Source organism: Blautia hansenii, from assembly GCF_013304445.1.
Lineage (GTDB): Bacteria > Bacillota > Clostridia > Lachnospirales > Lachnospiraceae > Blautia.
This window is the reverse complement of sequence record NZ_JAAITA010000026.1, coordinates 1-18,636: the sequence shown is the minus strand read 5'-3', so window position 1 is coordinate 18,636 and position 18,636 is coordinate 1. Positions and strand designations below refer to the sequence as shown.

The 18,636-nt window shown below is 44.5% G+C and carries 21 protein-coding genes; 9 read left to right on the top strand and 12 right to left on the bottom strand.

Annotated elements, in window-relative coordinates; genetic code table 11:
* Positions 1-187: 187 nt before the first annotated feature.
* On the bottom strand, positions 188-1,027 hold the full coding sequence (locus tag G5A70_RS13775; protein ID WP_173750104.1) for an Rpn family recombination-promoting nuclease/putative transposase: 840 nt from the start codon (positions 1,025-1,027) through the stop codon (positions 188-190).
* 206 nt (positions 1,028-1,233) lie between these two features.
* Between G5A70_RS13775 and rfbA the strand changes: the two genes are divergently transcribed.
* From rfbA to rfbC, 4 genes are all read left to right on the top strand, one after another.
* On the top strand, positions 1,234-2,130 hold the full coding sequence (gene rfbA, locus G5A70_RS13770) for a glucose-1-phosphate thymidylyltransferase RfbA (RefSeq protein ID WP_173750103.1): 897 nt from the start codon (positions 1,234-1,236) through the stop codon (positions 2,128-2,130).
* Positions 2,131-2,209: 79 nt separating this feature from the next.
* A complete protein-coding gene (rfbB, locus tag G5A70_RS13765) occupies positions 2,210-3,229 on the top strand; it encodes a dTDP-glucose 4,6-dehydratase (protein WP_173750102.1) in 1,020 nt (339 codons plus the stop codon).
* A 16-nt stretch (positions 3,230-3,245) separates the two neighbouring features.
* Complete coding sequence (gene rfbD, locus G5A70_RS13760; RefSeq protein WP_173750101.1) at positions 3,246-4,181, top strand: dTDP-4-dehydrorhamnose reductase; 936 nt, start codon at positions 3,246-3,248, stop codon at positions 4,179-4,181.
* A gap of 29 nt (positions 4,182-4,210) precedes the next feature.
* Positions 4,211-4,813, top strand: a complete 603-nt coding sequence (gene rfbC / locus G5A70_RS13755; RefSeq protein ID WP_173750100.1) for a dTDP-4-dehydrorhamnose 3,5-epimerase — start codon at positions 4,211-4,213, stop codon at positions 4,811-4,813.
* A 96-nt stretch (positions 4,814-4,909) separates the two neighbouring features.
* Here the strand turns inward: rfbC and G5A70_RS13750 are convergent, their stop codons facing one another.
* Both G5A70_RS13750 and G5A70_RS13745 read right to left on the bottom strand, forming a co-directional pair.
* Positions 4,910-5,263, bottom strand: coding sequence for a hypothetical protein (locus G5A70_RS13750; RefSeq protein ID WP_226853732.1), 354 nt, complete (start codon positions 5,261-5,263; stop codon positions 4,910-4,912).
* A 2-nt stretch (positions 5,264-5,265) separates the two neighbouring features.
* Positions 5,266-6,612 (bottom strand): MATE family efflux transporter, encoded by a 1,347-nt coding sequence (locus G5A70_RS13745; protein WP_226853730.1) that lies wholly within the window; start codon positions 6,610-6,612, stop codon positions 5,266-5,268.
* Positions 6,613-6,786: 174 nt separating this feature from the next.
* Between G5A70_RS13745 and G5A70_RS13740 the strand changes: the two genes are divergently transcribed.
* Together G5A70_RS13740 and G5A70_RS13735 are read left to right on the top strand one after the other, a co-directional pair.
* Positions 6,787-6,990 carry a hypothetical protein gene (locus G5A70_RS13740; RefSeq protein WP_173750099.1) on the top strand — a complete coding sequence of 68 codons (204 nt, stop codon included), beginning with the start codon at positions 6,787-6,789 and terminating at the stop codon, positions 6,988-6,990.
* On the top strand, positions 6,899-7,972 hold the full coding sequence (locus tag G5A70_RS13735) for a type IV pilus twitching motility protein PilT (protein ID WP_370779765.1): 1,074 nt from the start codon (positions 6,899-6,901) through the stop codon (positions 7,970-7,972). The genes G5A70_RS13740 and G5A70_RS13735 overlap by 92 nt, the downstream gene beginning before the upstream one ends.
* 111 nt (positions 7,973-8,083) lie before the next feature.
* On the opposite strand, the gene G5A70_RS13730 is transcribed toward G5A70_RS13735, so the two are convergent.
* From G5A70_RS13730 to G5A70_RS13715, 4 genes are all read right to left on the bottom strand, one after another.
* Positions 8,084-8,440 carry a PAS domain-containing protein gene (locus G5A70_RS13730; RefSeq protein ID WP_173750097.1) on the bottom strand — a complete coding sequence of 119 codons (357 nt, stop codon included), beginning with the start codon at positions 8,438-8,440 and terminating at the stop codon, positions 8,084-8,086.
* Between the two features lie 9 nt (positions 8,441-8,449).
* Positions 8,450-9,373, bottom strand: coding sequence for an EAL domain-containing protein (locus G5A70_RS13725; protein ID WP_173750096.1), 924 nt, complete (start codon positions 9,371-9,373; stop codon positions 8,450-8,452).
* 114 nt (positions 9,374-9,487) lie between these two features.
* Positions 9,488-10,051 (bottom strand): diguanylate cyclase domain-containing protein, encoded by a 564-nt coding sequence (locus G5A70_RS16055; protein ID WP_294460397.1) that lies wholly within the window; start codon positions 10,049-10,051, stop codon positions 9,488-9,490.
* A gap of 144 nt (positions 10,052-10,195) precedes the next feature.
* Positions 10,196-11,821, bottom strand: coding sequence for a phosphotransferase (locus G5A70_RS13715; RefSeq protein ID WP_173750094.1), 1,626 nt, complete (start codon positions 11,819-11,821; stop codon positions 10,196-10,198).
* Positions 11,822-12,154: 333 nt separating this feature from the next.
* Between G5A70_RS13715 and G5A70_RS13710 the strand changes: the two genes are divergently transcribed.
* The 3 genes from G5A70_RS13710 to G5A70_RS13700 are packed head-to-tail and all read left to right on the top strand — an operon-like array spanning position 12,155 to position 14,777.
* Positions 12,155-13,669: a D-alanyl-D-alanine carboxypeptidase family protein gene (locus G5A70_RS13710; RefSeq protein ID WP_173750093.1), complete on the top strand. Its 1,515-nt coding sequence runs from the start codon at positions 12,155-12,157 to the stop codon at positions 13,667-13,669.
* The gene (locus G5A70_RS13705) at positions 13,666-14,373 is read left to right on the top strand and encodes an MBL fold metallo-hydrolase (RefSeq protein ID WP_173750092.1); all 708 of its coding nucleotides are present in this window, start codon (positions 13,666-13,668) and stop codon (positions 14,371-14,373) included. The genes G5A70_RS13710 and G5A70_RS13705 overlap by 4 nt, the downstream gene beginning before the upstream one ends.
* Before the next feature lie 41 nt (positions 14,374-14,414).
* Positions 14,415-14,777, top strand: coding sequence for a VOC family protein (locus G5A70_RS13700; protein ID WP_173750091.1), 363 nt, complete (start codon positions 14,415-14,417; stop codon positions 14,775-14,777).
* Between the two features lie 70 nt (positions 14,778-14,847).
* Here G5A70_RS13700 and G5A70_RS13695 read toward each other — a convergent pair whose 3' ends face one another.
* The 5 genes from G5A70_RS13695 to G5A70_RS13680 all read right to left on the bottom strand — a co-directional run bounded on the left by G5A70_RS13695 (position 14,848) and on the right by G5A70_RS13680 (position 18,565).
* Positions 14,848-15,321, bottom strand: a complete 474-nt coding sequence (locus tag G5A70_RS13695) for a MazG family protein (RefSeq protein WP_173750090.1) — start codon at positions 15,319-15,321, stop codon at positions 14,848-14,850.
* A gap of 385 nt (positions 15,322-15,706) precedes the next feature.
* Entirely contained in the window at positions 15,707-16,498 is a 792-nt protein-coding gene (locus tag G5A70_RS13690; RefSeq protein ID WP_173750089.1) for a PD-(D/E)XK nuclease family transposase, read from the bottom strand.
* Between the two features lie 406 nt (positions 16,499-16,904).
* Positions 16,905-17,150 carry a hypothetical protein gene (locus tag G5A70_RS16050; RefSeq protein ID WP_319017079.1) on the bottom strand — a complete coding sequence of 82 codons (246 nt, stop codon included), beginning with the start codon at positions 17,148-17,150 and terminating at the stop codon, positions 16,905-16,907.
* A 48-nt stretch (positions 17,151-17,198) separates the two neighbouring features.
* On the bottom strand, positions 17,199-17,786 hold the full coding sequence (locus tag G5A70_RS13685) for an Rpn family recombination-promoting nuclease/putative transposase (protein ID WP_319017078.1): 588 nt from the start codon (positions 17,784-17,786) through the stop codon (positions 17,199-17,201).
* A 182-nt stretch (positions 17,787-17,968) separates the two neighbouring features.
* On the bottom strand, positions 17,969-18,565 hold the full coding sequence (locus G5A70_RS13680) for a VanZ family protein (RefSeq protein WP_173750088.1): 597 nt from the start codon (positions 18,563-18,565) through the stop codon (positions 17,969-17,971).
* Positions 18,566-18,636: the final 71 nt, after the last annotated feature.

The window sequence follows — 18,636 nt, the reverse complement described above, 5'->3', positions numbered from 1 at the left end:
CTTGTTTACTGTCTTGTCAGTCAGGTTCTATTATCCATATTTTTCCGGAGTTCGTCAAGTAGGAAAATCGTCTCTGTTTGGCGAGGTTTATGGTTATCAGAATTCCTCCGCTTTTCTTCCTTGTCTTGAAATATTTGCCTGAAACGGCGTGAATTGCTTTTAGATGTGACTAAATCTACGGAAAAAATTACAGTTCCATTTTTTCCTGAAATTCCTCTACAGATTCAACTTTTGCTGCAAGTCTTGTCCAAAAGGCCAGCGTTTTCATATCGGTTTCTCCGAGAATTTTTTCTTTCAGATTTTCCGGTACTGTCCCGCATTCTTCCAGCATTTCCAACAAAATATCTGTTCTTCCTTCTCTTCGTTCATCTCTCAGCATCTCTTCTAAAACCATAAAACGCTCCTCCATTTCTCTGCTGGATTTTACCCGAGCGATAAATTCCTGAAGCTGTCGGATATAAGAATCATGAAAATCAGTCTGACTGTCTTTTAAATCTGCCTTGACAAATTTCAGAAAAGTAATCAGTTCTTTTGGAACCTCTTCGTCATTTTCCCCACAGGTACTTAAAAATACAATATGACGACAGTCTCCAAACTGTACCTTTTCTTTTTCTTTGCACTTCATTTCAAAGGTGTACCGGTACTGCTTTTCCCCAAATGGGTCAAAATCACAGATAAAAATAACATAACTGCTGGGAAGCATCTCGTATTCACTGCCCGCCAAAAGCATTTCCATGTCCATCTGACTTTGGTAATAACGGCTTCGTTTTCCCAGCGCTTTTTTCTTTGTCACCTGCATTTCTATATTATAGCAGGTCTGCGCTTCATCTTTTGCATATACATCTAACCGGACTCCCTTGTATTCAGGGTGGTAGACTATACTTTTTTCACGGCTTACCCGAACATAGTCAATTTTTATATCCAGCGCTCTTTCCAAAAGCCCCTTACAGTTATCTTCATTCATCATCACTGCACCAAACAGGAAATTATCTTTAATTGTAAGATTTTCCAATCGTTGTTTTTTCATAATAATCCTCCCTAAAAGCAGAGGAATTCCTTAATAAAAAGTATAACATATGAACTTTGAAAAACAACCCCTCATTCCTCTGGATTTATAAAATTTTGATGAACAATACAAAAAACCCTTGCACATGACGTAACGTCACCCTATATAATAGAGTTATCATAAACTCAGAGACTAAACATGAATAAAAAACAAAGGAGATTTCAATTATGAAAGGTATTATCTTAGCCGGCGGTTCAGGAACCCGCCTTTACCCCCTGACTATGGTAACTTCCAAGCAGTTACTTCCTATTTACGACAAACCAATGATTTACTATCCGCTGTCTGTGCTGATGAATGCAGGAATCCGTGAAATCCTCATCATCTCCACCCCTCAGGATACCCCTCGTTTCCAGGAACTCTTAGGAGACGGCCATCAGTTCGGCGTACAGCTTTCCTATGCCGTACAGCCAAGCCCGGACGGACTGGCGCAGGCCTTTATCATCGGCGAAGAATTTATCGGAAACGATTCTGTTGCCATGGTACTGGGTGACAACATTTTTGCAGGACACGGTCTGAAAAAACGCTTAAAAGCAGCCGTGGAAAACGCAGAAACCGGCAGAGGCGCCACCGTATTCGGCTACTATGTAGACGACCCGGAACGCTTCGGTATCGTAGAATTCAACCAGGACGGCAAAGCCATTTCCATCGAAGAAAAACCGGAACATCCAAAGAGCAACTACTGTGTCACCGGACTTTACTTCTACGACAGCAAAGTTGTGGAATACGCGAAAAACTTAAAGCCAAGCAAACGAGGCGAACTGGAAATCACAGACTTAAACCGTATTTACCTGGAAGAAGGCTGCTTAAACGTGGAACTTCTGGGACAAGGCTTTACCTGGCTGGATACCGGAACCCACGAAAGCCTTGTGGAAGCTACCAACTTTGTTAAAACTATCGAAGACCACCAGCACCGCAAAATTGCCTGCCTGGAAGAAATCGCCTACTTAAACAACTGGATTACCAAAGACGATGTTCTGAAGGTTTACGAAGTGTTAAAGAAAAACCAGTACGGCCAGTATTTAAAAGACGTTCTGGACGGCAAATATCTGGACAGCCTGCACTAATTTCAGGGTCTGTCCCAAAAGAAAACATATTCTTTCCCCTTTGGGAATAAAATAAAAAGCAAATAAGGAGATTTTTACTATGACTATTATTGTTACCGGCGGCGCCGGATTTATCGGAAGCAACTTTATTTTCCACATGCTGGACAAGTACCCGGACTACAGAATCATCTGTCTGGACTGCCTGACTTATGCAGGTAACTTATCCACTCTTGCACCTGTTATGGACAACCCGAATTTCCGTTTTGTAAAAGAAAGTATCACAGACAGAGAAGCCGTTTACAAATTATTTGAAGAAGAACACCCTGATATGGTGGTAAACTTTGCTGCGGAAAGTCATGTAGACCGTTCCATTGAAAATCCGGAAGTCTTCCTGGATACCAACATCAAAGGAACTGCTGTGCTCATGGACGCCTGCCGCAAATACGGTATTCAGCGTTATCATCAGGTTTCCACTGACGAAGTATACGGCGATTTGCCCCTTGACCGCCCGGACTTATTCTTCACAGAAGAAACCCCTATCCATACCAGCAGCCCTTACAGCTCCTCCAAAGCAGGCGCTGACCTTCTGGTACTGGCTTACCACCGCACCTACGGCCTGCCTGTGACCATCAGCCGCTGCTCCAACAACTACGGCCCCTATCATTTCCCGGAAAAACTTATTCCGCTGATGATTGCCAACGCATTAAATGACAAACCCCTTCCTGTATACGGAAAAGGCGAAAATGTCCGCGACTGGCTGTATGTAGAAGACCACTGCAAAGCCATTGATCTGATTATCCACAAAGGACGCGTGGGCGAAGTTTACAACATCGGCGGTCACAATGAAATGAAAAACATTGACATTGTAAAAATCATCTGCAAAGAACTGGGCAAACCGGAAAGTCTGATTACTTATGTCACAGACAGAAAAGGCCACGATATGCGTTATGCCATTGACCCGACTAAAATTCACAACGAACTGGGCTGGCTGCCGGAAACCAAGTTCGCAGACGGTATCAAGAAAACCATCCAGTGGTATCTGGACAACAAGGAATGGTGGGAAACTATCATCTCCGGCGAATATCAGAATTATTATGAAAAGATGTACGCAAACCGCTAAACAGGAGGTAGTGTAAATGAAAGTTTTAGTTACAGGTGTTGCTGGGCAGCTTGGACATGACGTAATGAACGAACTGGCAAAACGCGGCTATGAAGGTATCGGTTCCGATATCAAAGAAGTTTACAGCGGTATTTCAGACGGGACTGCCGTAGAAACCATGCCTTATGTACAGATGGATATTACAGACCGCGCCTGCGTGGAACGTGTGCTGAAAGAAACAGCGCCGGATGTGGTGGTACATTGTGCTGCCTGGACTGCCGTGGATTTGGCAGAAGAGGAAGACAAAAAACCTGTCGTTGAAGCCATCAATGCCACAGGTACAAAGTACATTGCCGACGTGTGCAAAGAGCTGAACTGCAAAATGGTTTACATCAGCACGGACTATGTCTTTGACGGACAGGGAACGGAACCCTGGCTGCCGGACTGCAAGGACTACAAACCTTTAAACGTATACGGAGAAACCAAACTGGCCGGAGAACTGGCTGTTTCCGAAACTCTGGAAAAATATTTCATTGTCCGTATTGCCTGGGTATTCGGCAAAAACGGCAAGAACTTCATCAAAACCATGCTGAATGTAGGAAAGACACATGAACTCCTCACAGTAGTAGACGACCAGATTGGTACGCCAACCTACACCTTTGACCTGGCTGTGCTGCTGGTAGATATGATTGAAACGGAAAAATACGGCTACTATCATGCAACCAACGAAGGCGGTTATATCAGCTGGGCAGATTTTGCCAAAGAAATCTTCCGCCAGGCTGCAGAAGCCGGGCATCCGGAATATGAAAAAGTAACCGTAAAACCTGTTACCACAGAAGAATACGGCATTTCCAAAGCAAAACGTCCTTTCAACAGCAGACTGGATAAGAGCAAGCTGGTGAAAAATGGCTTTACTCCTCTTCCAACCTGGCAGGACGCTGTAAAACGCTACTTAGCAGAGCTTGATTTTTAAAACAATACAAAGAAAAGGAGCGGAAACATATGGGACAGATTAAAGTAAGCAAATGCCCGATTGAAGGGCTTTATGTTATCGAACCGGCTGTACACGGAGATTCCAGAGGTTATTTCATGGAAACCTACAACCAGAAAGACATGGAAGAAGCCGGGCTGAACATGAAATTCGTGCAGGATAACCAGTCCTGCTCTACCAAAGGCGTGCTGCGCGGCCTGCACTTCCAGAAAGAATTTCCACAGGGAAAACTGGTTCGCGTTATCAAAGGAACTGTTTTTGACGTGGCTGTAGATTTGCGAAGCGGCAGTAAAACTTACGGAAAATGGTTCGGTATCGAATTATCCGAAGAAAACAAGAAACAGTTCTACATCTCCGAAGGTTTTGCTCACGGCTTCCTGGTACTCAGCGATGTAGCAGAATTCTGCTACAAAGTGACCGATTTCTATCACCCGGGAGACGAGGGCGGTCTGGCTTGGAATGACCCGGAAATCGGCATTGTCTGGCCACAGTTAAAAGGGGAATATCAGGGCAATGCATCTGCAGAAGGTTACACTCTGGAAGACGGCACAGCGCTGAACTTAAGCGACAAAGACCAGAAATGGGCGCCGCTGAAAGATACTTTTAAATTTTAATTTCATATAGAAACTCATAGAGAAATTTTGAGTAAAAAGTACCGCACGGACACTCTGAGAATATAAATATTTTCACAGTTGTCCATGCGGTACTTTTCACTTCCAGATAATTCCCAGTTTCTCAAAGACCGGATAAAGATAACTTGCCCCAAAGCAATTCAGCTTCTTCGGCCCCTTTACCGTGCCCTCTGTCTTCTGCAATTCCAATGCTTTTTCAAAAGCCAGGCTGATGCTTGCTCTGGTAATGGATTTATCCTTTCTATTGACAAACATTTCATTTCCCCTGATTTCATATACAAATTCCAGGTTTTTTACGGTATAAAAGGGACAGCCCTGGAAAACTGTCAACGTCTTCCAAAGCAGTTCTTCCAAATGCTCTTTGTCCTCCTGCCGCTCCACAGCAGTCTGTAATTCTTTGAGCAGACACTTCTGTTCCTCTTCTAACTGCACGCTTACACCTCCACTTGTCCGCTCTTTTCTGCTTTCCTCATCACCCATATATAATAAGGAATCAGAGGAATCAACGCTGCTATCCACGCTGCCGGGTCAGACATGCAGACCTGGGCAAATCCCGCGTTTGCCGCCGCAACAAATACAATAGCAGCTCTGGCCACCAATTCAAACACACCGCCCATCATAGGCACAAAACCATATCCCATACCCTGCAGCGCATTTCTGTAAAGGAAAATACTTCCCAGGAAAGGATACGCCCAGGAAACAATGTTAAAATAAATTTCTGCCGCATGAAGCACTTCCGTCTCAGCCGGGTCAATAAACAGGAATATCATATACTTTCCAAAGAAATGAATCACTGCCATCAATACCACACTGCACACCAGTATCATCATCTGTGTGAGACGCACTCCCTGTTTGACGCGGTCCATTTTCCCCGCGCCCCGGTTCTGCCCCACATAAGTGGCAATAGTAGCGCCGAAAGCCACAAACACCGTACAGATAATATTCTGAATTTTTCCTGCTGCCGAAAATCCCGCCATATACACAGCGCCATACACATTAATTGCCCCCTGTACAATAATCGTTCCAATGGCTGTAATGGAAAACTGCAGTCCCATGGGAATCCCCAGTCCCAAAAGTTTTTTGACGGTATTTACAGAAAATCGAAAATCCTCCTTTTTCAGCCTCAATACCGGAAATTTCTTGATTATGTAAACTAAACACAGCAGTGCAGAAATTCCCTGTGCAATTACCGTGGCATAGGCACATCCCTCTACACCCATATGAAAAATCACAATAAAAGCAATATCCAGAACCACATTAATAACAGCGGAAACAATCAAAAAATACAGCGGCGATTTGCTGTCTCCCAAGGCCCGCAGCACAGCTGCAAGAGCATTGTAAGCACAAGTCACCACAAGACCCGCATAAATAATAACCATATAACTGCTGATATCATCCAGCAAATTTTCCGGGGCATTCATTAAGCGTAAAATAGGTTCATTGGCCGCCAGAAGTCCTACGGTCATCACCACTACAAAAGCCACACAGATATAAATGGACATGGCAATAAAATGCCTCATTCTATCTGTCTTTCTGGCCCCGAACCATTGCGCTACCCACACAGAAAAACCGCTTGTCAGTCCATTTAGCCACCCGGTCACCAGAAAAATCAAAGAGCCGGTGCTCCCAATAGCCGCCAGAGCATCTACCCCCAGAAACTGCCCTGCAATAATAGAATCCGCAATATTATAAAACTGCTGAAAAATGTTCCCCAGACACATGGGAATCATAAACTGGATAATCAGCTTTATGGGACTTCCCTTTGTCATATCGTTTGTCATGTTTCTTCTCCTTTTCGCTCCTTTATAATTCTAGAGGAAGTATAGTACAAACTTTTTGTTTTTGCAATGTTATATTACCACAAAGTCAAGCAATTTTTCAGTTGGAAAAACCGCCTTTCGGGTGCTATACTTATCCTATACGACAAATGAATTTATTTTTTCAAGGAATATCTTATGTACCTGAAATATCCTTTTCCGGCTTTTCGGGGAAAACTCCGGCTCATCTTTGCCCTGCTTGTGCTGCCCCTTCTTCTGACTACGGGCTGCAGCGGCAGTGATACCGGAAATACTGCCTCTGACAAAGCCCAGAAAGACCAAGACAGCCCACAGACCCTCCGGGACAACATGCCGGAGGTACTGGTGCCCCATGTCTTATAAAAAAGGCGGAAAAATCATACAGCTAAATGAGGAACGAATGATGCCTGAGCAGTGCGAGAGCCTTATCCGGGAAATTTATGAACTGGCAGACCACAGAGATATCGGAAAGTTCCTGCAAACCGGTGATGATGATTTCTCTTTTACAGTAAAAGGCCTGTCCCGCTACCGGGTCAGTACTTACATGCAGAGAGGTTCTCTGGCTGCAGTCATCCGTATGATTACCTTCAGCCTGCCAGACCCTTCTGTGCTTGGAATTCCGGAGCAGATTATTGACCTGGGAAATCTGAAAAAAGGACTGGTACTGGTTACAGGCCCTGCCGGAAGCGGCAAATCTACGACCCTGGCCTGCATCATCAATGCCATTAATGAAAACCAGGAGAAACACATCATCACTCTGGAAGATCCCCTGGAATTCCTTCACAAGCACAAAAAAAGCATTGTGAGCCAGCGTGAAATCAGTTCCGATACGGAAAGCTATGTAGTGGCTCTGCGTTCTTCCCTCCGTCAGAGTCCGGACGTCATTCTCTTAGGTGAAATGCGGGATTTTGAAACTATGTCTATTGCCATGACGGCTGCGGAAACCGGACATCTGGTCTTATCTACCCTGCACACCCTGGGGGCAGCCAACACGATTGACCGAATCATTGATGTTTTCCCTCCCAACCAGCAGAGGCAGATAGCCATACAGCTTTCTTCCGTTCTCCAGGCCGTGGTATCCCAGCAGCTTATTCCTTCTGCAGACGAATCAGGCATGCATGCGGCCTTTGAATTGATGACCGCCACCCCTGCCATCCGCAATATGATAAGAGAAAACAAAATTCCTCAGATTGACGGACTTGTATACTCCTCCTCTTCGGACACTATGTTTTCCATGGACAGCAGTATCCAGACCCTTTGCCGAACGGGACAGATTACCAAAGAGGAAGCTCTGGCCCATGCGGTCAATTCAGAAATGCTAAAGAGAAAACTTCTCTATAACTAAACAGAGACCGTTGCATGAAATGCAACGGTCTGCTGACCTGCCTGTAAAAACACTTCCCGGAATTTAGTTCCCGTTTGTGTGAAGATAAACGGAGTGGTCTTTCTCATGATACTAAAACGAATCTACAGGAGTTCTCTCCGGCAAAAATTGGGGTTCTTCCACCTCACTGATAATCCGGTGATGCCCTTCCAGACAAATCATACCGTCATTATCCTCTACTTTTGCGCCCAGACAGCTGACCATGACCTCGCCCTTCTGCGGATGTTTCCAGGCATATTCCAGCTGCGCCACCTTTCCCGTTTCAATCACACGCTTCACAGAACTATTCACATACTGATAATATCCCTGATGAATCCTTCCATACCAGTGCTGATAACACTCCTCCGGCGTGGGAATCCCTTCTACTCCCATAATTTCCAACATCACCCTGTCTGCATACATTTCATACTGATTTTTTTCCGGATTCATACGGATGACTCACAGTCCCAGACGAGTATTTTTCAGAATATCCCTCTGACGATAGTTGGAATTGAGCACCCCGTAAAAGCGCTGTAAGTCATCTGAATGCAAACAGCGGAAACGCTCCTCCTGAACTATCCGCTTCCGATACTCCTCCACTTCCGGCTTCATGTACAAAGCCTCAAATTTCTCCTTTTCATAAGGCTCGGCAAAAAGATATCCCTGTATCACATCCGGATGAAGTTCCATAAGACTGAACAATTCTTCCTCTTTCTCCACACCTTCACAGCATACCCGGATATGGACACTATGGACCAATTCTATCACATTCCGAAGCAACTGGTAGTTATAGGCGCTGTTCTGAATCTGCCTCACAAAACAACGGTCTATCTTCACCTCGTCAATTTCTATACTCTTCAGATAGCTGAGACTGGAATATCCGGTTCCAAAATCATCTAAAGCAGTGCGTATATTTCTGCTGCGCATATCATTGAACTTTTCCCTGAAAATTTCCATGTTCTTAACCGCATAGCTTTCTGTCAGCTCTACAATAAGATTTTCGCAGCTAAACGCTTCTTCCTCAATGATTCTGTATAAATCCTCCAGAAAATGGTCTTCCAGAAACTGCAGTACAGAAATATTCACACTGACGGTAAAGTCCGGTTTCTTTTCCAGCCATTCCCTGCTGTCTCTGAATGCTTTATGCAGCATCCAGAGTCCGGCCCGGTAAATCATTCTGTGTCCCTCCATAAGAGGAATAAATTCTGCCGGAGAAACGACGCTGCCGTCTTCGTCCTTCCAGCGCATCAGTACTTCCACACCCTTGATGTCTCCCGTAATGAGATTCACCTGAGGCTGATAGTTCAGATAAAATCCCCTGTATCCCTGTACCTTGGCATGCTGCAGCGCATAATCCGCATAGCGGTACAGCTTCATCCACATACTTTCCATCTTCCGGATACATTGCACATCCTGCCGATATCTCTATATTCAGTCTCTGGGCATTCCATTCCCATATCTTCATCAGATATTCCTGGAGCGTACGATAAAGGTGCTCTATACGTCGTGTCCCACTGCATTATCCATAAGAATCCCCATCTTGTCCTTTTCGATTCTGTAAAGAGACGCGTTGGCAGGAAGCAGCGCCTGTATGGTCTGTCCCATCCGCTTCAGTACCTTGTCTCCGAAGGAACGACTGTACAGCTCATTAACCTGACGAAATTCATCTATGTCAATTACCATCACAGCCAGATGTTCCACCATCTCGTCCTTCAGACTCTTCTCAAGCGCCTTGTAAAACTCTGTATAGTTCAAAAGCTGTGTCAGAGGGTCCACCTTATTCTGCTTTCCCATCAGACACATAATTCCTGCAAAAAGTTCCTGGTTCCCTTCTTTATCGTATATCATCTGTCCCCTGCATTTTATCCAGACATATTCTCCGCTGCGCTTCTTTGCACGGAATTCTACAGAGTGGCAATCTACCTTTCCGGAAACAACTTCCATATTGGATTGATAAAAACGTTCCCAGTCTTCCGGATGCACAATGGCCTTCCAGTAGGTAAGGGGATGCTTCACTACTTCGCCGGGAAGGCCAAACATATCCACCAAAGCTACGGATATCGAAACATCCCTGTTTTAGGATTGCACATATAAATAAAATCATCGGTACTCTCTATCAATGCATCATATAACAACTCTGAAGAATACTCCATCTCATCTGCTGCAGCTTTCATTTTACTCCTCGTCCCTTTCACTATACCTTCTTCAATTCTGACAATATTTCTTCACGATTTCTTTCATCCGGTCAAACTGCTGCTCCATCTCGTCCACCAGACGGAACTGGGTCCGGGCACGCACCAGATTGTGCTCGGGATAAGCAGTCTTAAAATAAGTATCTCCCTCCAGATAATCCGTCAGAAAACGCATGCCGCATTCCAGCGTCATCAGGCGGGCGCCCCATGGAAGACTTTCCACCTCTTCGGGAGTCAGCACATCTTTCGTTGCCTCCAGATACCCCTTTACATACAGTTCATACAAAGAAATATCAAAATGTACCAAATCCAGATTCTGCTCATCTTCCTCTGCTGTGGCTGCTCCGAAGCGGATAGAATCTCCAAAATCATTGGCAGCCAGCCCCGGCATAATCGTATCCAGGTCAATAATGCACAGCCCTTTTCCCGTATCTGCGTCAAAGAGAATATTGTTCAGCTTCGTGTCATTGTGGGTGACGCGAAGGGGCAGAATCCCCTCCTCCTGCTGCTGTACCAGTACGCCGCAGTCCTGCTCTCTTTCCAATACAAAAGAAATTTCCCCCCGGCAGGTAACGGCTCTGTTTTTAATGTCTCTGTGCAGGGCTCTCTGGAAATTTCCAAACCGTTTTACCGTATTGTGGAAATCCGGAATGGTTTCTTTTAAGCTGGAAGCCGGATAATTGCCCAACTGTTTCAGGAAATGCCCGAAGCTGTTACCCGACTGATAAAACTGCTCCGGCTCCTCCACCAGCTGATAACACACGGAGTTCGGTATGTAATTATAACATCTCCAGGGCTGCCCCTCACTGTCTTCAAAATACGTACAACCCGTCTTTGTCTTAATGCAGGACAACGTTTCTCTGTCCGGATCTCCGCCCTCTTCCCGGATAACATTTCTCAGATACTCTGTCACACCAAAAATATTCTCCATAACTCCCGCCGGGTCTTTAAATACATTATTGTTTACCCTCTGCAGAATATAGGCAAATTCGTCTCCATCCTCTGTAGGCATATAAACCGCATATGTTTCATTGATATGCCCTTCTCCGAAAGGTTTCACATAGCTGCACTGCAGACCAAATCCAAAAGCATACAGCGCGTCTTCCAAATCACGGCTGCTCACGCCGTCAATCTTTCTTCTGGTAGAAAATACCACTTCCCCTGCTTCCACTTTCCTCTTGGAATCAATCTTACAATTGGCCTTTACCACACTGTTCAGCCCAATATGCGCGCCGCAGCCCACATAGGAATCGTGGTCAACCACTGCGCCGCTGTTAATCAGCACACCGTGTTCTACAACGGTATGTGTATTCACCACTGCCCCCTGCATAACAAATGTTCCATTTCCAATCACTGCGCTTGGGCTTACCACTGCTGACGGATGAATCATAGGCGGAACGTGATAACCCGCTTCCATGAGTTTTTCTGTCCAGTACAGGCGCATCCCGTTGTCGCCAAGAGCCGCCACTGCCGTATCATAGTTTTTCACAAAAGCCCTGTAATCGCAGCACTTTCCTACTACATCTGCTCCCTTCACTGCGTCATCTAAAAATACAGCTTTCTCATAGCCCAGGATTCCTGCCATTTCCTGAATCATATGACCGAATCCTCCGGCTCCTAAAATCAATAAACTTTTCATTCGTTCCTCCTTGTGCATCCCCTATTTTATTTGTTATAACCAGTGCTTTTCTATTTCCCGCAGAGCACATTCGTAAAAAGGCAAAATGATAAAATCATTCTGCCTTTTCTGTTTGTTCCTGTGTGTTTTATACTTACAGTATAGCGGTTGTTGCCCACTTTGACAATGTTTATCTTGCATAATTTTTGCAACAACTAAAACATTTTCTCCGCTGTCTCTGCCTAATTTTATTGATATAATTCTCCAAACCGCTTATAATGTACATTAGTTTGAGTAAATTTTATGCCGCCCGGAACGATCTGTTGATTTTCCGGCGGCAGAATGGAGATTCCTATGAAAAAGAAAAGACTTCTTCTGCCCGGTATTCTCTGCATGGCTGTAAGCCTTTGTATCCATACCGGCAGAGTTGACGCAATGGCTGCCGCAGCTGATTCTTCAGCCTCTGCTCCGGCCCAAAACACCTCCCAAAATCCTGAGGACACAGCCAATCAGCAGACAGACACGCCGGAGGTACCGGAAAGCTATAACTGGGAAATTCAGTCCAACAAAATTTCCGGCTGGCCTGAAGGTCCAAAGGTTGTGGCAGAAACAGCTATTTTAATGGATGTGGATTCCGGGGAAATCCTTTATGCCAAAGGGATCGACGAAAAGCGCGCCCCTGCCAGCACTACAAAGATTATGACAGCCATGCTTGCGCTGGAAAAAGTGCCTTTTGACACCCAGATAACCTTTACGGATGAGGTAAACAACATCGAACCGGGAAGTACCCATATCGGTATCAAACCCGGCGAAACCCTGACTATGAAAGACTGTGCCTATGCCATTCTTCTGGCTTCCGCCAACGAAGTTTCTTCCGGGGTTGCGGAGTATATCGGCGGCACAGTTCCCAAATTTGTGGACGAAATGAATCAGCGCGCCAAAGAACTTGGCTGTAAAAATACACATTTCGTCAATGCAAACGGACTGTACGATGAAAACCACTACACCACGGCCAGGGATTTGGCTCTGATTGCCCAGGCAGCTTTCCAGAACGAAACCTTCCGGGAAATCATCAAAACACCCTATTACATTGTGCCGAAAACCAATATTACCAATGAAGAACGGTGGCTGAATAACCACCACAAAATGGTACTGGACGGCGCCCAGCACTATGAGGGCTGTCTGGGCGGCAAAACCGGATACACCGTTAAAGCAGGCAATACACTGGTCACCTATGCAGAAAGAAACGGCACAACCTTAGTATGTGTGGTTTTGGCGGATAATGTGTCCCACTACGATGATACCAAAGCAATTTTTGACTACGGCTTTACCAATTTCCGCAAACTCACACCAGACAACGAAGCCCTGGCGCCTGCAAAAGAGAATACCCTTGGCGCTTATCTGAAAGAAAACGGACTTTTGGATGCTGTGGTAGAAAACTCTGCCATAGATGTTCCCACTGACGTCAAAGAATCCCTGACCTATGAGGTCAGCCTGGAAGAGAATTCCCTGAAAATGGATTACTATTATGGAAAAACCGCTCTGGGCAGTTCCACCCAGGAAGCCTCCCCGGAACTCCTGCAGGCTGCGGAGACCTTTCAGCTTCAGGAACGCCAGTCCCAGCAATCCACCAGTGCCGAAGATTCCCAGACCACTGCCTCCCAGGGAAAAGAAGATTCTCTGAACGGCTTTTGGGGTGAAATCGGAGGTAAATTCCACCAGCTCCCCAGCTGGAAATATCCTGCACTGTTTCTGTTAGCTGCTGCCTTTATCTTCTATATCGTAACCTTGGTTATAAAGATAAAACGCTCTATCCGGAGACGCAAACGCAGAAAACTTCGTAAACAAAGAGAAAGGAAAAACCAATGAAGGTAACCTATATCAGCCACAGCGGTTTTCTGATTGAAACAAAAAACTGTCTGTTCCTTTTTGATTATTATGAGGGAAAGATTCCTCCGCTGTCTCAGGAGAAACCGCTTTTTATCTTTGTTTCTCACTGGCACAGTGACCATTTTAACCCGGAAATCTTCTCTATCCGTCATGAAAAAGTACATTACATTCTCTCTCATGACACCAGGAAACACCTGCCTGCAGGCATCTCTCCGGAAAACCTCTGTTTTATGAAACCGGAAGAAAAACTGGATTTTACTCTGGAGGACGGGAATGAACATTTTACCGTAGAAACACTGAAATCCACAGACTGCGGTGTCGCTTTTCTAATTTATTACCGCAGAAAATATCTTTATCATGCAGGAGATTTAAACTGGTGGGTATGGCAGGGGGAAACCAAGCAGTATAACAGCAACATGACTGCCAACTTCCTGCACTATACAAAGCCCCTGGAAAATCTGGACATATGGGCTGCTTTTCTTCCCCTGGACCCCCGGCAGGAAGAGTGGTACAGCAAAGGATTTCTTCATATCCTTGAGCATGCTCATGTAAAATATGCATTTCCCATGCATTTCTGGAAAGACTATTCCGTTATTTCCGGATTTCTGTCTTCTCCAGAGGGCAGCAAATATCAGAAAACAGTTGTAAACATAGAGCAGGAAGGACAGGAATTTTCCCTGTAACCCTTCCCACTCTCAATTATATTTTAAGGAGGATACCTATTATGAAATTTCAAATGATTCACGAAAACTACAATGTAAGAGACCTGGAAAAATCTATGGCTTTTTATGAAAAGGCTTTGGGACTCACCGAAAAACGCCGCAAAAATGCTGCAGACGGTTCTTTTATCATTGTCTATCTTGGAAATGAAACCACAGATTTTGAACTGGAACTGACCTGGCTGAGAGATTTTGACAGAGCTTATAACCTGGGTGACTGCGAATTCCACCTGGCTTTCCGTGCCGACGACTTTGAAGCTGCACACAAGCTTCACGAAGAAATGGGCTGTATCTGCTTTGAGAATCCGGATATGGGTATCTATTTCATTTCTGACCCGGATGGATACTGGCTGGAAATTTTGCCGTAAATCCGGCTAAAAATATCCATGAGGCAGTCCTTTTAAGACTACGGATGCGCTTAAAAGGACTCCTCATAAATTATTCAAATCCCTTCCGCCTCTTTGCTGCGTCAATCAATGCCTTTGCCTCTTCAAAAGCCTCCGGCAAATAATCGTCTGTCCATTCTTTTCCCGCCTTCTCCGCCTTCTTAATATCATTCCACCGGGTCACCACTTCACCGGATTGGTTCACTGTCTCCCGCCCAAATACATGAGGATGTCTGCGCACCATCTTCTCACTGATACCGCGGCACACATCTTCCAGAGTAAAAAGCCCTTCCTCCTCTGCAATCTGCGCATGGAGAACCACCTGCAGAAGCAAATCTCCCAACTCCTCTTTCAAATTATCGCCATTGCCCGTGTCCTCCAGAATATTAATCCCACAGACAACCTCCGCTGCTTCTTCCATACAAGCCGGCTTTAAACTCACATGAGTCTGCTCCCTGTCCCAGGGGCAGCCATCTTCCCCACGCAGACGGGCTATTATTTGCTTCAATCTGTCAAATTCGTTCATGATGGCAATCTCCTTTCTCATCTTGCGTTACGAATCCCCCATTTTCTATTTTCATGCATATTTTCCTTTTTTCTGCATATTCTTTCTATTAGACAATCCATCTTTTTACTATGATTTCCAAGGAGGTTCCCATGAATTTTTTAATTCCCGTTTTATTCATTGTTGGTATATCCTTTCTGTTCCGAATACTTTCTCTCCTCTGCAAACCAACTCCCCGGGACAGGCAGGTATCTGATTCAGCTCAGGAAGATTTTCTAAAAGAATATAACCGCACACATAAACCCTGAATACTAAAATAAAAGTATGATGAAAGCCCTTCTGATTTTGCCAGATTTCCCCGATTATGCTCTACACATTATCAGAGAAACCATTCCTCGCATACTGTTTATTTATCTGCCAAGTCCTGAACTTCTTCCAATGACAAACCCGTCAGCTCCGCAATTTCTTCCATAGAATCACGTCCTCTTGCCAGCATTTTCAAAGCAGTACTTACTGCTTTTTCATAATTTCCTTCTGCTGCAGCTTCATTTCTCATCTCTTCTAAAAGTTTACACATCTGGCTTCGACCTCCTTCTGTTTCCTTTAAGTATCTGACTTCTTCTGCAAGTAGTGGATTCAAAATGTCTTTTGCATCTTTGCAGGGGAAGTCATACATCAAACACCCAACAGGATGTTCCATATTTCTATATTCACCATTCACGTATATGATATGTGCTCCATCAGCAAATAATGCATACTCCATCTCTGTAATTCTTCTTTCAACATGATAAAGTGGAATCCCCATGCCGAATTTATCATTTTCAGTAATAAAAATTACATATGTATCAACTAAATCTTCGAACTCATCTCCTTTGCAGAGCAGCGAACGGTCAATCATGCTACTATGAAATCTTGCCCTTTTCACTCCTGTTCCCCGATCTGAACGCTGGATTTCTATATCCATGAGTTTTCCATCCGTGTCCTCTGCCTGGATATCCAAGATTATGGAACGCTTTGTTGCACTTTTATATTCTACCTGTGCCTTTGTGGATTTCACTTTTATATCATCCCGTTCTAAAACAGTATTCAAGATATATTCAACTGCTTCAATCTTTCCATCCAGAGCTTCTGAAAAGAAGTCATCATCCATCAGACGAAGTTCTTTTATCCTTTGTAAATCTTTTTCGTTTTCATTCATTACATTCTGTTTTGTTTTCTGCACATGAACACCTCGCTCATTTTTAAGTTTAAGCCTCTTCTAATAGTAACTGGTATAGTGTCATCTCATGTACTTTAAATTACGTCTTCTGATGGTATTTTCCCTGGAATGTCAAAAATCCACGGATGTTTTCCTTTATTATAACGGATTACCCCAGAATAATCAAACTCTACAAAGCAATCCGTCAAACTATTTTGCACTTACTTTCGATTTCCCTTGCACCTTTCTTTTATCATTCTTGTATTGGATATAGAATTCCCCTGTCAATTTATTGAATCTTTTCTGAATCAGTAAGACACTCTTATTTTAAGAGTCCTCATAGACCCCAATGCTTCCGACAGCATTGAGACAGATATGTTCCGGCGGTATAGAACCACCACCGATTTTATTCTTTTTCTGCTTTGGATTGCAGATACTTCTCTGCTTCCTCCTCAAACGCATATAAGGAATGTGCGCTGGCAGCTATTTTATGCAAAACCTTCAAGTCTTCCAGTTCCTCCAGCCCTGCGATTTTATCCCGCAGTCCGTCCGGGATTTCTCCCAAATCTTCCAGAAGTTCCAAAATGTTTTCTTTGGTTGCTTCCAGTCGACCTTCAAGTTTTTCCTCTCGCAGCATTTCTTCAAAAATCATATAACGCTCTCCCATCTTACGGTCTGTCTTGATGTTGCGAATAGTCTCCTAGAACTGTTTCACCAGTCCATCCTGAAAATCCCCTTCGCTCTCTTCCAAATCAGCCGTCACAAACTTCAGAAACCTGACAAGCTCCGGCGGCACTTTTTCCTCATTTTCCCCTTTGGTACTCAGAAAAATCGTATAACTCCCGTCATCCAGCTTCACCTTTTTATTCTCCTTACATTCATTTCCAAAGGTATAGCAGTACAGCCGCTCTCCAAAGGGATCGAAATCGCAGACAAAGATTACAAAGGTATCCGGCAGGGTTTCATACTCTTCTCCGCTTGCCAGTGCTTCCATCACCATCTGGCTGTGGTAGTACCGGCTTCGTTTTCCCAGGGCTTTCTTCTTTCTCATCTGCATTTCCACGTTGTAATGGGTATGGTTCTCATCCTCCGCATAGATGTCCAGGCGGACGCCTTTGTATTCGGGATGGTAGACGATGCTCTTCTCCCTGCTCACAACCACATGAGCAATGGAAAATCCAAGCACCATCTCCAGAAATCCCTTACAGTTTTTCTCCACGCTCATGACTGCACCAAAAAGAAAGTTATCCTTGATTGTCAGGTCCTGTAATGTTTTTCGTTTCTTCATGTTTCCTCCTGCTCTACAGGAGAATCCTATGAAGAGATTATAGCATGATTTTATGGAATAGACTATATCTGGTTCTAAAAAATTCAGTTTCTGCTTACCATCCGTATATTCCGGCAGCACAGAACCACTTTCCTTATAATGGGCTCCCCAGAAATAAGTAACGCCAGCTTTTCATGTTGGCATTATTTCGATTTCCCTTGCCCCTTTATTTTACACCCTGCAAAATAAAGAATACCGCCAATGGCTCCGCCCAGGGTGTTGTAAACCAAATCCGATATCTGAAACGTTCCCAGCCGGAAAAACAACTGGGCAAATTCTATACACAGGGAGAATAAAAACACCGTCTTCACTGCTCTCCAGAGAATCTGTCCAAACTTTAAATTTTCTTTCCAGTATTTCTCCTGCAGCGCCCACAGAAGCAGCACCGCAAAGGGAATAAACAAAGCCAGATTTTCAATGGCCTCGGTGGTCAATTCTCCCTTTTCATTGTACACCCCCCAGCTTCCCATTACATTGGATAAGGGATTCGCCCACATATTCCGGTTCAGTAACGTCCGGAACAGTATCATGGCCGAATAAAAAGCGAGAAAAAACATGCGCCGGAAAACCTTGTCCGACTTAAAATTGTCCCACCACTTTCTGCAAATGACCTTCCAGCCATGCTCGCGAGCCGACATACACAGAAACATGAATAGTACGGCCAGAAGCAGAGCAAAACCGAAAGGCTGATAGAGTGCGGTGAGTACGTTTGTAATAATACTTTTTATAATTTCTAACATAATTCTTCTTTCCTTAGTAAACGCAAAATAGCGAGTACCTTGACATTTTTAGGCGGCTGCTTTGCAGCCAC

Excerpts from the sequence above, each read along its gene's own strand:
- G5A70_RS13775 (WP_173750104.1), bottom strand. The coding sequence starts at position 1,027 with ATGAAAAAACAACGATTGGAAAATCTTACAATTAAAGATAATTTCCTG.
- rfbA (WP_173750103.1), top strand. The coding sequence starts at position 1,234 with ATGAAAGGTATTATCTTAGCCGGCGGTTCAGGAACCCGCCTTTACCCC.
- rfbB (WP_173750102.1), top strand. The coding sequence starts at position 2,210 with ATGACTATTATTGTTACCGGCGGCGCCGGATTTATCGGAAGCAACTTT.
- rfbD (WP_173750101.1), top strand. The coding sequence starts at position 3,246 with ATGAAAGTTTTAGTTACAGGTGTTGCTGGGCAGCTTGGACATGACGTA.
- rfbC (WP_173750100.1), top strand. The coding sequence starts at position 4,211 with ATGGGACAGATTAAAGTAAGCAAATGCCCGATTGAAGGGCTTTATGTT.
- G5A70_RS13745 (WP_226853730.1), bottom strand. The coding sequence starts at position 6,612 with ATGACAAACGATATGACAAAGGGAAGTCCCATAAAGCTGATTATCCAG.
- G5A70_RS13740 (WP_173750099.1), top strand. The coding sequence starts at position 6,787 with ATGTACCTGAAATATCCTTTTCCGGCTTTTCGGGGAAAACTCCGGCTC.
- G5A70_RS13730 (WP_173750097.1), bottom strand. The coding sequence starts at position 8,440 with ATGAATCCGGAAAAAAATCAGTATGAAATGTATGCAGACAGGGTGATG.
- G5A70_RS13725 (WP_173750096.1), bottom strand. The coding sequence starts at position 9,373 with ATGTGGATGAAGCTGTACCGCTATGCGGATTATGCGCTGCAGCATGCC.
- G5A70_RS13715 (WP_173750094.1), bottom strand. The coding sequence starts at position 11,821 with ATGAAAAGTTTATTGATTTTAGGAGCCGGAGGATTCGGTCATATGATT.
- G5A70_RS13710 (WP_173750093.1), top strand. The coding sequence starts at position 12,155 with ATGAAAAAGAAAAGACTTCTTCTGCCCGGTATTCTCTGCATGGCTGTA.
- G5A70_RS13705 (WP_173750092.1), top strand. The coding sequence starts at position 13,666 with ATGAAGGTAACCTATATCAGCCACAGCGGTTTTCTGATTGAAACAAAA.
- G5A70_RS13700 (WP_173750091.1), top strand. The coding sequence starts at position 14,415 with ATGAAATTTCAAATGATTCACGAAAACTACAATGTAAGAGACCTGGAA.
- G5A70_RS13695 (WP_173750090.1), bottom strand. The coding sequence starts at position 15,321 with ATGAACGAATTTGACAGATTGAAGCAAATAATAGCCCGTCTGCGTGGG.
- G5A70_RS13690 (WP_173750089.1), bottom strand. The coding sequence starts at position 16,498 with ATGAATGAAAACGAAAAAGATTTACAAAGGATAAAAGAACTTCGTCTG.
- G5A70_RS16050 (WP_319017079.1), bottom strand. The coding sequence starts at position 17,150 with ATGATTTTTGAAGAAATGCTGCGAGAGGAAAAACTTGAAGGTCGACTG.
- G5A70_RS13685 (WP_319017078.1), bottom strand. The coding sequence starts at position 17,786 with ATGAAGAAACGAAAAACATTACAGGACCTGACAATCAAGGATAACTTT.
- G5A70_RS13680 (WP_173750088.1), bottom strand. The coding sequence starts at position 18,565 with ATGTTAGAAATTATAAAAAGTATTATTACAAACGTACTCACCGCACTC.